General features: G+C 37.3%; 15 protein-coding genes. 12 read left to right on the plus strand and 3 right to left on the minus strand.

Annotated elements, in window-relative coordinates:
- Nucleotides 1-51: 51 nt before the first annotated feature.
- The 4 genes from IGI80_RS13520 to holA all read left to right on the plus strand — a co-directional run bounded on the left by IGI80_RS13520 (nt 52) and on the right by holA (nt 4,671).
- Nucleotides 52-660: a helix-hairpin-helix domain-containing protein gene (locus IGI80_RS13520; RefSeq protein WP_438723853.1), complete on the plus strand. Its 609-nt coding sequence runs from the start codon at nt 52-54 to the stop codon at nt 658-660.
- Nucleotides 661-782: 122 nt separating this feature from the next.
- Nucleotides 783-1,286, plus strand: a complete 504-nt coding sequence (locus IGI80_RS13525) for a ComE operon protein 2 (protein WP_002356697.1) — start codon at nt 783-785, stop codon at nt 1,284-1,286.
- 34 nt (nt 1,287-1,320) lie between these two features.
- Nucleotides 1,321-3,585 (plus strand): DNA internalization-related competence protein ComEC/Rec2, encoded by a 2,265-nt coding sequence (locus IGI80_RS13530; protein WP_438724255.1) that lies wholly within the window; start codon nt 1,321-1,323, stop codon nt 3,583-3,585.
- Nucleotides 3,586-3,642: 57 nt separating this feature from the next.
- A complete protein-coding gene (gene holA / locus IGI80_RS13535) occupies nt 3,643-4,671 on the plus strand; it encodes a DNA polymerase III subunit delta (RefSeq protein WP_104845269.1) in 1,029 nt (342 codons plus the stop codon).
- Nucleotides 4,672-4,722: 51 nt separating this feature from the next.
- Here the strand turns inward: holA and IGI80_RS13540 are convergent, their stop codons facing one another.
- Nucleotides 4,723-5,664: a ketopantoate reductase family protein gene (locus tag IGI80_RS13540; protein ID WP_438723854.1), complete on the minus strand. Its 942-nt coding sequence runs from the start codon at nt 5,662-5,664 to the stop codon at nt 4,723-4,725.
- Between the two features lie 168 nt (nt 5,665-5,832).
- Here IGI80_RS13540 and IGI80_RS13545 point away from each other — a divergent pair, with 168 nt between their 5' ends.
- Nucleotides 5,833-6,390 carry an acyl-CoA thioesterase gene (locus tag IGI80_RS13545; RefSeq protein WP_002382741.1) on the plus strand — a complete coding sequence of 186 codons (558 nt, stop codon included), beginning with the start codon at nt 5,833-5,835 and terminating at the stop codon, nt 6,388-6,390.
- Nucleotides 6,391-6,476: 86 nt separating this feature from the next.
- Here IGI80_RS13545 and rpsT read toward each other — a convergent pair whose 3' ends face one another.
- Nucleotides 6,477-6,728, minus strand: a complete 252-nt coding sequence (rpsT, locus tag IGI80_RS13550) for a 30S ribosomal protein S20 (RefSeq protein WP_002356703.1) — start codon at nt 6,726-6,728, stop codon at nt 6,477-6,479.
- 210 nt (nt 6,729-6,938) lie between these two features.
- Here rpsT and IGI80_RS13555 point away from each other — a divergent pair, with 210 nt between their 5' ends.
- Genes IGI80_RS13555 through IGI80_RS13565 form a run of 3 tightly spaced genes read left to right on the plus strand, consistent with a single transcriptional unit; the run spans nt 6,939 to nt 9,414 of the window.
- The gene (locus tag IGI80_RS13555; protein ID WP_002356704.1) at nt 6,939-7,973 is read left to right on the plus strand and encodes an inorganic phosphate transporter; all 1,035 of its coding nucleotides are present in this window, start codon (nt 6,939-6,941) and stop codon (nt 7,971-7,973) included.
- A gap of 12 nt (nt 7,974-7,985) precedes the next feature.
- The gene (locus IGI80_RS13560) at nt 7,986-8,609 is read left to right on the plus strand and encodes a DUF47 domain-containing protein (RefSeq protein ID WP_002356705.1); all 624 of its coding nucleotides are present in this window, start codon (nt 7,986-7,988) and stop codon (nt 8,607-8,609) included.
- Nucleotides 8,610-8,628: 19 nt separating this feature from the next.
- A complete protein-coding gene (locus tag IGI80_RS13565) occupies nt 8,629-9,414 on the plus strand; it encodes a ChbG/HpnK family deacetylase (RefSeq protein WP_438723855.1) in 786 nt (261 codons plus the stop codon).
- Nucleotides 9,415-9,452: 38 nt separating this feature from the next.
- Here the strand turns inward: IGI80_RS13565 and IGI80_RS13570 are convergent, their stop codons facing one another.
- Nucleotides 9,453-10,283 carry an undecaprenyl-diphosphate phosphatase gene (locus tag IGI80_RS13570; protein WP_002356708.1) on the minus strand — a complete coding sequence of 277 codons (831 nt, stop codon included), beginning with the start codon at nt 10,281-10,283 and terminating at the stop codon, nt 9,453-9,455.
- A gap of 115 nt (nt 10,284-10,398) precedes the next feature.
- Between IGI80_RS13570 and IGI80_RS13575 the strand changes: the two genes are divergently transcribed.
- The 4 genes from IGI80_RS13575 to IGI80_RS13590 all read left to right on the plus strand — a co-directional run bounded on the left by IGI80_RS13575 (nt 10,399) and on the right by IGI80_RS13590 (nt 14,563).
- Nucleotides 10,399-10,959: a PTS sugar transporter subunit IIA gene (locus IGI80_RS13575; RefSeq protein ID WP_002380597.1), complete on the plus strand. Its 561-nt coding sequence runs from the start codon at nt 10,399-10,401 to the stop codon at nt 10,957-10,959.
- A 152-nt stretch (nt 10,960-11,111) separates the two neighbouring features.
- Nucleotides 11,112-12,221, plus strand: coding sequence for a DUF871 domain-containing protein (locus IGI80_RS13580; RefSeq protein ID WP_002364446.1), 1,110 nt, complete (start codon nt 11,112-11,114; stop codon nt 12,219-12,221).
- Nucleotides 12,196-13,086 carry an N-acetylmuramic acid 6-phosphate etherase gene (murQ, locus tag IGI80_RS13585; RefSeq protein ID WP_002356712.1) on the plus strand — a complete coding sequence of 297 codons (891 nt, stop codon included), beginning with the start codon at nt 12,196-12,198 and terminating at the stop codon, nt 13,084-13,086. Before IGI80_RS13580 ends, murQ begins: the two co-directional genes overlap by 26 nt.
- 22 nt (nt 13,087-13,108) lie before the next feature.
- Nucleotides 13,109-14,563, plus strand: coding sequence for a PTS transporter subunit EIIC (locus IGI80_RS13590; protein WP_002362674.1), 1,455 nt, complete (start codon nt 13,109-13,111; stop codon nt 14,561-14,563).
- The last annotated feature ends 68 nt before the right edge of the window (nt 14,564-14,631 follow it).

Here is a 14,631-nt window from a genome sequence, read left to right on the forward strand (position 1 = left end):
AAGGGAGGACAAACGATGGATTGGTTGAAACAGTTACCCAAAAAGTAGCTATTGCTAGGTAGTGGCGCGTCTATAGTTATTTTGATAACTCTATTAGTGGGCATTTATTTGATGGTTAATAAGGAGCCACGAGTAGACACCACAATGTGGGAGGAGACAAGTCTGACCACTACGGCAGAGGTCGCCACAGATGCCACAAAAGAAAGGGCAGAAACAATGATCTATGTTGATATTAAAGGCGCAGTGAAAGTGCCGGGAATCTATCAACTAAAAAATCAGCAGCGGATTTGGGATGCTTTAGCTTTAGCTGGAGGTGTGAGCGAGGAAGCTGATACTACCCAGGTCAATTACGCTCAAAAAGTAAAAGATCAAATGATTATTTACGTGCCCAAAAAAGGAGAACCAGTGCCACAGTCATTAGAAACGCTGCAGGAATCAGCAACTGCTCAGCAAAATCAGGAGGAAAAAATCAACCTTAATACGGCAACAGAAGCAGAGCTACAAACGATTTCAGGAATCGGTGCGAAAAAAGCACAAGAGATTATTCGTTTTCGTGACGAACAAGGACCGTTTAAAACCGTCGAGGAACTGAAAAATGTTCCAGGTATTGGAGAGAAAACAGTAGAACGTTTAAAAGACATGTTGACAGTGACTGGCTAACTTTTAACAGAAAATTCCTGAGAATTCTTGACTATGGGATGCGGATAACATACTATTTGTAATAAGATTAAATGATTTGGCAAATCGAACACAGGAGTCATTAAAAATAAAGGAGGTTTATTATGGAACGAATTCCATGGGACCAATATTTTATGGGACAAAGCGTCTTATTATCATTAAGAAGTACTTGCACACGGTTAACTGTCGGAGCAACCATTGTTCGCGACAAACGAATTATTGCAGGAGGTTACAATGGTTCAGTCAGTGGCGGAACGCATTGTATTGATGAAGGATGTTATGTTGTTGATAATCATTGCGTTCGAACAATCCACGCAGAAATGAATGCAATTTTACAATGTGCGAAGTTTGGCGTCCCTACAGAAGGGGCAGAAATTTATGTGACACATTTCCCTTGCCTGCAATGTACAAAGATGATTTTACAAGCAGGGATTAAAAAGATTTATTATTTAAAGGATTACCGTAATGATGCGTACGCCCTAAATTTAATTGAACAAGTAGGAGCCACGGTTGAAAAAGTGACTTTAGTACCAAAATATTTTGCCGAATTACAATGGGGAGAAGAATTTGCCACACTTGAGGACAATCCTTCCTCAGCTGAGGAATAATTGGTTCTTCATAGCTCTGCTGACTAGTTGTGGGCTGTGGTGTTTTTTCGCACCTAGTCTATTAGGAGCTCTTCTTTTTTCTATCACTGTTATCCGTATTGTCTGTACAAAAAGTTTTCCTGTTATATTGGGAGGTTTTTTGTGCAGTTTTTTAATAGTAGGGGGCATATTGATTTTCCAGTGGTTAAAGCCAGTCTCTTTGTTGCCTAAAGAAGTCCGCTTGTCAGGACAGCTAACGATATTACCAGATGAAATACAAGTAGATGGTGATCAAGTAAAATTTCCTGCCAATTGGATCGTAAAAGGCAAAAGGCAGAAAGTGATGGCATTTTATCAATTAAAAAGTGTGAAAGAAAAACAGCAATGGCAACAACTAACCACAACCATTCAGGCAACCGCTGTAGGTATTTTAGACTCGCCCCAAGGTCAAACCAACAAAAATGGCTTCAATTATCAACTATTTTTAAAGAATCAAGGAATCGAAGCTATTTTATTCATTGAGGAGATAGGACAACCGCGTCCTTTTTTTTCTTGGCGGTTTAAAGAAATCATTAGCGGCTGGCGGAAATGGGCGATGGTACATATTCAGAAAAATTTTGCTGATACTAGTGCAATGTATATGAATGCGTTGCTCTTAGGTTTTCGTAATGAAGAATTTGCTGAAATAAGCGATAAATTTTCAGCATTAGGCATTTTGCATCTTTTTAGTTTGTCAGGGATGCATGTTTCTTTTTTCCTTCGTTTATTTCGCTTGCTGATGCTAAGAATCGCTCGCCGAACGCAAGAAAGTTATTTTTTGTGGCAATGCGGTTTTTCTCTGATATATGCTGGTTTAACAGGATTCTCAGTTAGTGTCATGCGGGCGCTTTTACAAACAAACCTCAATACGTTCAATCGACGGTTTAATTGGCAGGTTCCGGCCCTCGATTGTTGGAGTTTAACTCTCTTAGTGCACTTGATTGTTCAGCCAACCCTCTTTTTTTCAGTCGGCGGTCAATTTAGTTATTTACTTTCCTTTGTTCTGCTGTTTTTAGAGCAAACATTGGTTGGTTATTCTTCGCCTTTCATTAAAAATTGTTTAGGCTCTTTCCTATTGGCTGTGGCTTCCTTACCTATTTTAGTCCAATCATTTTATGAATGGCCCTTGTTAGGAAGTTTCTTAACATTTCTCTTGTTACCAATTTTTGAACGGTTCTTGTTACCGCTTTTGACGTTGAGCTTTTTTCTAGTGATTATTATGCCAGCACGTTATTTAGCAGCCTTGCTCGAACCACTATTTTTAACAATGAATGGCTTATTTGAGTGGGTGCTAGTTCACTTAAATCCGAAGCTGACCATCGGCTATTTAAATTCTTGGATACAAATTAGTTTGTTATTACTAATCGGATTTTCAATGATTTATTTAGCAGACAAGTCTAAAAAAATTTTTTTCTCAATCGGACTACTAATTGTTTTGATAAATAGTAAATACCTTTCGCCAATTGGCATTGTTGCAATGATCGATGTAGGCCAAGGGGATAGTTTGTTTATCCAAGCGCCTTTTCACAGAAAAAATACACTAATCGATACAGGTGGTCGGTTGTCTTTTGACAAAGAAGCTTGGCGGCAACGGAAAAATAGTCGATCAGGAGCGGAATATTCAGTGATTCCTTTTCTCAAAAGTCAAGGGGTCAAACGTTTAGATGAAGTGATCATCACACACGCACATGAAGACCATTTTGGCGATTTATTAGCCATTGCGCAGAAGGTTCCAATTTCTGTTCTTTATTTTCCTAAAGGAGCAGCTGAAGCCAATTTTTCGTTTCGCCAAGTCTTGAAACAACTCCAAAAAAGCGGGACAGACTGTCGGCCAATTTTAGCGCCCAAGCGAATTAATGGGCCCGTTTCTTTTCAAATTTTATCACCAAATAAGAGCAGTATTGGGGGCAATAATGACTCGATAGTGTTTTCCACACAATTAGGCGGACGGCATTTTTTATTTACTGGTGACTTGGAAGCCGAAGGAGAAGAACAAGTGTTGGCTCGCTATCCCCAGTTGAAAATCGACATCTTGAAAGTCGGTCATCATGGTAGTAAAACGTCGTCTACTAAAAGATTTATCAAACAGCTTAATCCGCGAGAAGCATTGATTTCAGCTGGACTGAATAATCGTTTTAAACATCCTCATCAGGAGACATTAGCGACGCTGGAGGAGCAAAAAATAAATTATTATCGGACCGATCTTCAAGGAATGATTTATTATCAATGGTTACCTTGGCAAGGGCTTTCTAAAGCCAAATTTGTTAAAGAACAAGACTAGTATTTCCAGAAGTAACATGATAGGATAAACAAGAGAAACGAGAAAAGGAGCGAGCCAATGGAGTTACAAAAAGCTTTGAAAGAAGTGCGAGAGCAAAAAATCGCTCCAGTTTATTTATTAATAGGAACAGAACTTTATTTAACTGAATTATTTAAAACAACATTGATGAAAGAATTGTTGACGGAAGAGGATGATCAATTTAACTTTTTCTCATTTGATATGGAGGAAACACCTTTAAGTGCAGCGATTGCTGAAGCGGAAACAATTCCGTTTTTTGGTGATTATCGCCTTGTCTTTGTGGAAAATCCTTACTTTTTAACTGCCGAAAGAAAAACAAACGGTGTGGAACATGATGTCAATCTTTTATTGAATTATTTGGAAAGTCCATCACCAACAACTGTTCTTGTTTTTATGGCCTCTTATGAAAAATTAGATGAACGCAAAAAAATTACCAAAGCATTGAAAAAAAATGCCACAGTAGTTGACGTCAATCCAATGGATGAAAAGGCTATTCGTCAGTACATTTCTCAAACAATTGAGAGCGAAGGGTACACTATTCGCTCCGATGCTTTTGATTTATTACTTCAATTGACAGACTTGAACTTATCAAAAATTATGGGAGAATTACAGAAGCTGTATTTATATGCCCTTGAAACGAAGACAATTACACGAAGTGCGGTTCAAGAATTAGTCCCTAAGTCTTTGGAACATAATGTTTTTGACTTAACCAACGAAGTACTTTCTGGAAACAGTGAAAAAGCTGTTCAATTGTATGAAGATTTACTTTTACAAGGAGAAGAAACCATTAAGTTAAATGCAATCTTATTGAATCAGATTCGCCTTTTTCTACAAACAAAAATTTTGGCTAAGATGGGCTATCAACAAGCGAATATCGCTGATACATTAAAGGTTCATCCTTATCGAGTCAAGTTAGCGTTACAACAAGTCCGACGATTTGAATTGTCTCGATTAGAAAGACTTTATGATGAATTAGTTGAAAATGATTACCGCATGAAAACGGGCCAAATGGATAAAGAATTACTATTCCAATTATTTATTTTAAAATTGACTGCACAAGCAAAATAAGAAAATGCCAGAGGCAATCGTCATACAACGATTGTCTCTGGCACTTTCTTATTATTTAGCTCCTAATAGTTCTTCTTTTCCGTGAACAAGCTGTGTCAACATGGCACAGAAAGGTGTTGCTACGTTGTATTTTTGTCCTTTGCGCCAAACGGCACCATTAATGTAATCAATTTCTGTGAGACGATGATTTTTAATTAAATCTTGATACATAGACGGATAGTGCAAGCCAATGCCATTTGGATCATAAGTTTGAACAATATGTGTATAGACTTCTGCTTGATCTAAATAAATGGCTTCTTTTTCTGCGACTGCTGCAAATTCACTGATTAATGTTTTAACAAGGGATTCACTAACAGGTAGTGCGCCAAATTCGGCAATATTACAATCAAGGATTGTACACAAACCGTTTAGCGTGCCATTGACACAGGCTTTTCGCCAAATAGAGTAGCGAACATTGCTACTATAGCTTGGATTTAAACCAGCTTTTTGGAAGACATCAACGACTTCTAAAGCAAATTCTTTACCAGAAGGATCAATATTTTCTAATTCAATTTCGCCATCACCTAAAAGTTTAACACGTCCCGGTCCTTCTAAACCAGCTGTCCACATGGTAATGCCAACCAAGATGTTTTCTTTTGGTACATATTTTTCTAGTACATCTTCATGACCTAAGCCATTTAATAAACATAGTACATATGTTTTTTCGGTAATCATTGGTTGAATCGCTTTAAACATTGCATCTAATTGTTGTGCTTTGGTTAAAGCGATAATTAAATCTACTTGTTCATTTTGATGGTCAATTTCTTCTGGTGAGAAGATTGGTAGGTTCGCGACAACTTCTTCTCCGTTAAAATCAGTGATTAAACCATTTTTACGAATGGCTTCAATGTGTGCGGGCCATTGATCGATTAAAGTTACATCATTTCCGCCTTGATGCAACATAATTCCTAAACGGCTGCCCATAGCGCCGGCACCAGCAATTGCAATTTTCATGTGTATCCATCTCCTTAAAAGTTCTTTAACCGTTATTATTATACAGCAACTTTCCTAAAAATGAATAAATGGGACTTGCAAATTTGTTATTTTTTAAATGTTTCCTAAAAAGTAAGGATTGCATCAAATGGTAAAGTAAGCTAAAGTAAAGCGTGGAAAAGTTTATAAATGAAAGTAGAGGAATCGTTAATGACGAAAGAAAAATTTTGTCGAGAATCACGAGTGATTCAAACACATCGTGTATTTCCCTTTGATTTAAATCCCTTTGGTGCACTATTTGGTGGGAAATTAATGTCTTTAATTGATGACGCCGCATCCATTTCCGTTTCACGGCATTGTCGGAGAGGGGCAGTTACAGCATCTTTAGATAACTTGAATTTTTTAAAACCTTTAAAAGAAAATCACTCAGTGTGTGTTGAAACGTTTGTTTCTGGCGTGCATCATAAATCGATGGAAGTATTTGTTAAAGTTGTAGGAGAAGATTTAACAACTGGAGAGCGTTATTTAGCGGCGACTTGTTTTACAACTTTTGTAGCCATTCCGTCTCATATGAATCCTGAAAGTGACTTCCAATTAGCGGCAGTCGTCCCAGAAACTGCAGAAGAAAAGTTGATTTGTTCCAATTATGAAACGAGACGACAACAACGTTTAGCTTTGCGAGAAGAGACTAAATTATTTAGTCAACATCTCACAACGGATTTACCGTGGATTGATTCACCTTTATAAAAAAATGTCCGAGTCTTTGTGAAAACAGACTTGGACATTTTTTGATGAAAAAAGAAGCTAACATGAATGCTAACTTCTATCTCACATTATTTAGCTAATTTGCTTAAACGAATTTTATCGCGGTTAGCTTTGTTTTTATGGATTAAACCTTTAGTTGCAGCCATATCAACAGCTTTAACAGCTTCGTTGTATAAAGCATCGACGTTATCAGCTCCAGCAGCTACAGCTTCTTCAAATTTCTTGATTGCTGTACGCATTGCGTTTGTTTGAGATGAATTTTTCGCATTCGCGTTAGCACTTGTACGTACGCGTTTGATTGCAGATTCGATATTTGGCATTTGTTTCACCTCCGATGATTTAGGTTTTACACTGGTCAGCCAATGTAATTCAACAGTAATCATTATACCTAATCCATTGTTCCATTGCAATAAAAGACGACAAGTTTTTTTCCTTAACAGACAATTTCAAGAAAAAAATAAGAAAATTTGCCAGAGCCTTAAGAAAAAAGCATACATTTTTTTTAAAACATGCTATGATAAAATAGATAAATGAAAAATGGTGGTGTCTTTGTGAGTATTGCATTATTGGTAACGATTACTTTGGTAATGGGTGTAATTTTTGTTAACGGTTGGACGGATGCGCCGAACGCAATTGCAACCGCTGTCTCGACTCGGGTGTTAAAACCGAATGTCGCAATTTGGATGGCTGTTGTGATGAACTTTTTAGGTGCATTAGTCATGACCTTTTTTAATGCCCAAGTAGCTGAAACGATTAGCAACATTGTTAGTTTTGACGCAAATGGAAACGCTTCACAGGTGGCTTTGGCTGCTTCGCTTTTTTCAATTGTGGTTTGGGCAGTTGCTGCGTGGTATTTTGGTATTCCCACGAGTGAAAGTCATGCATTGATTGCTGGCTTGACTGGTTCGGCAATGGCATTAGGTGGTTTGGGTGCAGTCAATGGCTCGGAATGGATCAAAGTGCTTGTTGGTCTAGTTGTTTCTACCGTTATGGGCTTTGGTGGCGGTTATTTAATTGCCAAACTTGTTGTGAAAGCTTTCTCGGCTGTGCCTAGAAGAAAAGCCAACAAATTTTTTACAGTTGGACAAGCCTTTGGTGCAGGAGCTAATGCTTTTTTACATGGTGCGCAAGATGGGCAAAAATTTATGGGCGTGTTCATGTTAGTGCTTTTTTATAATAATTTAGTCGAAAAAACAGGTGGCGGTTTTGTGATTCCGTTATGGGTTATGGTTCTGTGTTCCATTACAATGGGCATTGGAACTTCTGTGGGCGGTATGAGAATCATTAAATCAGTCGGGATGGATATGGTAAAACTCGAACGCTATCAAGGCTTCACTGCGGATTTAAGCACGGCTATTTGTTTATTTTTAGCATCGGCTTTTGGGATTCCAGTTTCAACTACTCATACAAAAACGACAGCGATTATGGGAGTAGGTGCTTCTAAGCGAATCTCAAGTGTTGACTGGCGTATCGTGAAAGAAATGCTGATAGCATGGATTTTAACTTTCCCAGGATGTGGGCTGATCGCTTATGTGATGTCAAAATTATTTATTGCAATTTTTTAAGGAGAGAAAAACATGGCACGTAAAAAACAATTTGATTATTTTGGAGAATTAAACCAGTTAGCAACAAATGCTTATGAAGCGGCAAAGGTTTTGCAAGAAATTGTAGACAATTATTCATTAGAAAACTTAGTAAAAAAATCAGAAGCGATTCATCAATTGGAAAAAGAGAATGATGAAATTGTTCGCAAAATTTTAAATGAACTCTATATTTCCTTTATTACGCCAATTGATCGAGAAGATATTGTCGATATTACGGATCACTTAGATAACATTATCGATAGCATTAATAGTTTGTCTTATTTACTTGATCATTTAGTTGTCGAAGAAATGATTGCGCCCGCGCTAGAATTAACTGCTTATATTGTTAAAGCGACAGAAGGCGTTAAATCAGCAACGAAGGAATTTGCAAAATTTAAAAATTCTAAAACGTTAGTTTCATTGATTGATGAAGTGAATACGATTGAATCTCAAGGCGATAAATTATACAGTAGCGCCATGAAAGATTTGATGACTAACGAAAAAGATTTATTAAAAGTTATCAAGTGGAAAGATGTTTATGATCAGCTTGAGCGCACGATTAATGATTGTGAATCAGCTGTTAATATTATTGTCGGAATTGTCATCAAAAATACGTAAAGAAAAGAGGGGGGAGCTGTTGGTTAAAGTAATTATTGATGCTGATGATTTTGGGATGTCAGAAGCGATTAATCATGGCATTATCAAAAGTTATGTCGATGGTTTAACGACGTCGACACTTTTGATGCCCAATTTACCAACAGCAGAACATGCCGTTGCGTTAGCAAAAAATTATCCAGGCTTATTTGTAGGTCAGCATACGAATTTTTTATTAGGGAAACCTTGTGCGGACCCATGTATGATTCCTTCACTGGTAGATGAACAAGGCAATTTTCATCGCTCTTCTTATTATCGTCAACAAAAGCAAGTAACCTTCGTATATGAAGAAGTACGACTTGAAACGATTGCGCAATTGACGCGCTTTAAGGAACTAACTGGACATTATCCTGAACATTTTGATTGCCATTCGATTGGTGATGAAGTGGTTGATCAAGTATTTTTAGAATTAGCAGAAGAGTACGGACTTCATACAACCCTGAAATATAGTGGGGAAAAAGAATATCCACCGCAACAAGGTTATTTCCAGGTGACACATTTGTTAGAGTCTGGGGCGTTATCTTATATTCACGAAGGCGTATCATTGGAGAATTTTTTAGAAGATGACTTTGGTTTATTACGGATGCCGGAATCGGCAATTGCTGAGATGCATTTTGATGTTGGGTATTTGGATCAATTTGTGTTAGATAATTCTTCATATACCACTTTACGCTGCAAAGAATTAGCAACGATTTGTGATCCTCGTGTTCGTCAGTGGTTTAAAGAACAGGGGATTGAGCGAATAACGTTTGGTGATTTAAAAAAATAAAACCGTTGCTTTCAACAGTGAAAGCAACGGTTTTATTTTTATGAGAATAACCAGTAGCCAATTAAAATCGCACCTAAAATTACGCGATACCAACCGAAAACTGTAAAATCGTTTTTCTTCAAGTAATTCAATAAGAATTTAATCGCAATGATGGAAACAACGAAGGCAACAATAGAGCCAGTTAATAAAATAATGATTTCTTCTGACCCAAACGTATTTCCTTTGGCCAAGAATTTAAAGATTTTTAAAAAACTTGCTCCAAACATTACTGGAATTCCTAAGAAAAATGAAAACTCTGTTGCAACGAAACGTGAGGCCCCAATTAAGATTGCCCCTAAAATGGTCGCTCCTGAACGTGAAGTTCCTGGAATTAATGCCAGTACTTGGAAAGCACCAACGATTAAAGCGGCTTTATAAGTGAAGTCTTTTAGATTAGTACACTTCGGTGCAACATTTTTATTTCGTTTTTCAATGATAATAAAAGCAATCCCATAAACAATTAACATAATCGATACTGTTAAAAAGTTATAAAAATGTGCATCTAAATAATCATCAAATTTTAGACCAATAACTGCCGCTGGTAAACAAGCGACTAAGACTTTAGACCAAAGAATCCAAGTATCTTTTTTCTCTTCGCCATTTTTCTTTGGTGAGAAAGGATTCAATTTGTGGAAGTATAAAATAACAACCGCCATAATTGCTCCCAATTGGATAACGACGTTGAACATTTCCATAAAATCTTTACTTAGATCGAGTTTAATAAACTCATCCACTAAAATTAAATGTCCGGTACTACTAATTGGAAGCCACTCGGTAATTCCTTCGATAATACCAAGAATAATTGCTTTCCATAGGTTAGCAAAAAGCATGTCACCATTCCTTTCTGAAATAAATGCAAAATACATCAAGTATAAGTATACCCGCTGACAAAGTAAATGCCAATGCAAATTCTTATTTTAAAATAAATTTTAGAATTATACAAAGGTGCCACTTGTAATTCATGAAACTTTTTTCTATACTAGTGATACTTTAAAAAATGGGGGAAGAGAAATGTTTGGATTTTTGAAGAAAAAGAATGAAGTTGTCGAAAATAATACAATGTATGCCGTTGCCAATGGAACCGTTATCCCAATTAGTGAAGTGAATGATCCTGTTTTTTCACAAAAAATGATGGGAGATGGCTATGCAGTAGTTCCAGAAAATGGTGAAATTTATGCACCTATTGAAGGAGAAGTTTTAAGCGTTTTCCAAACAAAACATGCCATTGGTTTAAAAATGACAAACGGTCTTGAAATTTTATTACACATGGGTATCGATACGGTGGAGTTAAACGGGGCACCGTTCACTATTAAAGTGAAAGAAGGCGACCAAGTGACTGCAGATACGGTGGTCGCAATTGCTGATTTAGAAGCAATTAAAGCAGCTGGTAAAGGAACTGAAATGGTTGTCATTATTACCAACATGGATAAAGTAGCACAATTTTCGTTAGAGAAAACTGGCGTGGTTACAGCTGGTACACCAGTTGGCTCTGCCACAGCCAATTAATGCATTAGACAGATATTTCTATAAAGGAATATCTGTTTTTTTTTTGAACATAAATAAAATTTTATTTTGGAATTAAAAAATATTTAGAAAAATAGTTGAAATTTTATTTCAAACAAGTTATAATGAAAGCGTATTAGAGAGGAGCTAAAAAGATGTATGGTATTTCAGTTTTTCTTGGTGAAGAGATTACAAACGATACAATTATTTATATCAAAAAGATGAAAGCGCTTGGATTTGATGGTATTTTCACTTCTTTACACATTCCAGAAGATGATACTTCTCTTTATCGCCAACGCTTGACTGATTTAGGGGCAATTGCTAAGGCAGAAAAAATGAAAATTATGGTAGATATTTCAGGTGAAGCGTTAAAAAGAGCGGGTTTTTCTTTCGATGAATTAGAGCCTTTAATCGAGTTGGGCGTAACTGGCCTTCGGATGGATTATGGCATTACGATAGAACAAATGGCTCATGCTTCACATAAGATTGATATAGGATTGAATGCTAGTACCATTACACTGGAAGAAGTGGCTGAGTTAAAGGCTCACCAAGCGGACTTTTCTCGCTTAGAAGCTTGGCATAATTATTATCCAAGACCTGAAACCGGCATTGGAACAACATTTTTTAATGAAAAGAACCGCTGGCTTAAAGAATTAGGCTTACAAGTTTTTACTTTTGTGCCAGGAGATGGGCAAACAAGAGGCCCAATTTTTGCTGGTTTACCAACATTAGAAAAACATCGGGGCCAAAATCCTTTCGCCGCTGCCGTTGGTTTGATGGCTGATCCTTATGTCGATGCTGTTTATATTGGTGATCCCACAATTAGTGAGCGAACCATGGCTCAATTTGGTTATTATCACCAAACCAATCAATTTCTTTTAGAAGTAGCACCTAGCGAGAGCCGCTATTTGAAGCGAATACTTGGGACTCATACCAATCGTTTAGATGCTGCAAGAGATGTTTTGCGAAGTGAATTATCAAGAACGAGTGAAATGTTCAGAAAAGATGAAATTGCAACGATTGAGTCAGAGCAGACTGAAGCACGTCCAGTGGGAACCGTAACGATTGATAATGAAAAATATGGTCGCTATATGGGAGAAATTCAAGTCACACTTGTGGACTTGCCGAAAGATGAAAAAGTCAATACGATTACACGAATTATTGAAAAAGATCAAACGATATTGCCGTTAATCAAGGCAGGAAATCAATTTACGCTAGTCACGGAAGGAACGATAGAGAATGAATTTAGAAAACTTAACAACTGAACGTAGAAATGAAAATACAATGGGTTTAGATGAGATGAGTGTCAAAGAAGCTTTACAAAAAATGAATCAAGAAGACCAAAAAGTTGCAATGGCAGTGGGTCAAGAATTAGCAGCCATTGAACCAGTGGTAGAAGCCATCATCAAAAGCTTCAATCAAGGCGGCCGCTTGATCTACATGGGCGCTGGTACGAGTGGTCGGTTAGGTGTCTTAGATGCAGCCGAATGCGTACCAACTTTTGGCGTCGAGCCAGAGATGGTTCAAGGCCTCATCGCTGGTGGTCAAAAAGCAATGACTGTCGCAGTAGAAGGTGCTGAAGATTCAAAAGAACTAGGTCGTCAAGATTTAGTTGATCTAAAATTATCAGCAAATGACATTGTTGTTGGGATTGCAGCCAGTGGTCGGACGCCTTATGTAATTGGCGGTTTAGAATATGCTACAACGGTGGGAGCAGCTACCGCAACTGTGGCATGTAATAAAAATGCCGAAATTAGTAAATATGCGCAAATGCCGATTGAAGTAGATGCAGGACCTGAATTTTTAACAGGTTCGACTCGCTTGAAATCTGGGACAGCTCAAAAATTAATTTTAAATATGTTATCAACTATTTCCATGATTGGTATTGGGAAAGTCTACAATAACTTAATGGTTGATGTAAAACCAACCAATGAAAAATTAGTGGAGCGTTCCAAACGGATTATTATGGAAGCAACGGGTTGTAGTTATGAAGTTGCCGAACTAAAATTTGTAGAAGCAGAAGAAAATGTGAAGTTAGCAATTGTAATGATTTTAACTGATAGTACTAAAGAAGAAGCAACACAAAAATTAATTGACGGGAATCAATTTATCAAGAATACATTAAATTAAGGAATTAGGAGGGTGTTTTAACATGGCAGAAGAAAGAATTAAACGCATTGCTGATGGGATTTATAAAGAAGTTGGTGGTCAAGAAAACGTGGACAAAGTCATTCATTGTATGACTCGTGTTCGTATGGATATCCGCGATTATGACAAAGTAGATATTGAAGGATTGAAAAAAATTGATGGCGTTATGGGCGTCGTAGAAGATGATACGTTACAAGTAGTTGTTGGTCCAGGGACTGTTAACAAGGTTGCACAAGAAATGGTAGATCAAGCAGGTGTCAAATTGGGAGAACCATTTAATCATGGCACCACAACTGATGCTTCAGCAGGCAAATCTGGAAAAGATTTAGTAGAAGAAAAAGCCGCTCAAATGAAAGCACAACAAAAAGCGAAACAAAATAACACTTCACCATTTAAAAAAGTGTTAAAAGCCATTTCTAGTATCTTTGTTCCGATGATTCCTGCCTTTGTTGGGGCTGGTATTATTGGCGGGATTGCAGCTGTTATGTCTAACTTAGTTGTTGCTGGTGATATTTCAGCTTCATGGCAACAATATATTGATGTCTTAAATATCATTAAAAATGGGATTTTTGCTTATTTAGCTCTTTACACTGGGATTAACAGTGCCAGCGTTTTTGGTGCAACGCCAGCGTTGGGTGGTGTTATTGGGGCAGTCACAATGTTAACAGGAATGAATCCGGATGCTCCAATCAGTAATATTTTCACTGGGGGAACATTATCTGCAGGACAAGGCGGAATTATCGGTGTTATTTTTGCCGTATGGTTATTATCATTGTTAGAAAAACAATTGCATAAAATTGTCCCAGAATCAATTGATATTATCGTAACGCCAACCATTTCACTTTTAGTGATTGGCTTAGCAACTATTTTCTTAATCATGCCTGTAGCCGGAGCTATTTCTAATGGCTTAGTTGGTATTATCAATGTTGTCTTAGAAAAAGGTGGCATGGTTGCTGGCTTTACTCTTGGTTTAACCTTCTTGCCAATGGTAATGTTTGGTTTACATCAAATTTTGACGCCAATCCACATTGAAATGATTAATCAAACAGGGATGACTTTGTTATTACCAATTCTGGCCATGGCTGGTGCGGGACAAGTCGGTGCAGCTTTAGCATTATGGATTCGTTGTAAATCAGATAAAAAATTAGTTGAAATGATTAAAGGTGCCTTGCCAGTTGGGATTTTAGGTATTGGTGAACCATTAATCTACGGAGTTACTTTACCATTAGGACGTCCATTCATTACTGCTTGTATCGGCGGTGGTATTGGTGGTGCGGTGATTGGTGCCTTCGGTAATGTTGGTGCGATTGCTATTGGACCAAGTGGGGTGGCTTTAATTCCATTAATTGCCAACAACCAATGGCTTGCATATGTATTAGGTTTATTGGCTGCTTACGCAGGTGGTTTTGTAGCAACGTTATTCTTTGGGATTCCTAAAGATATGCAAACAACTAAATAATAAATAGAAAAAAGGAGAACTTGGCTTCTCCCTTTTTCTTTGTTAAAATTTAATTGCGTAGGAAATGG

Source organism: Enterococcus sp. DIV1420a (genome assembly GCF_051712165.1).
In the GTDB taxonomy this organism is placed as follows: Bacteria; Bacillota; Bacilli; order Lactobacillales; family Enterococcaceae; genus Enterococcus; species Enterococcus faecalis.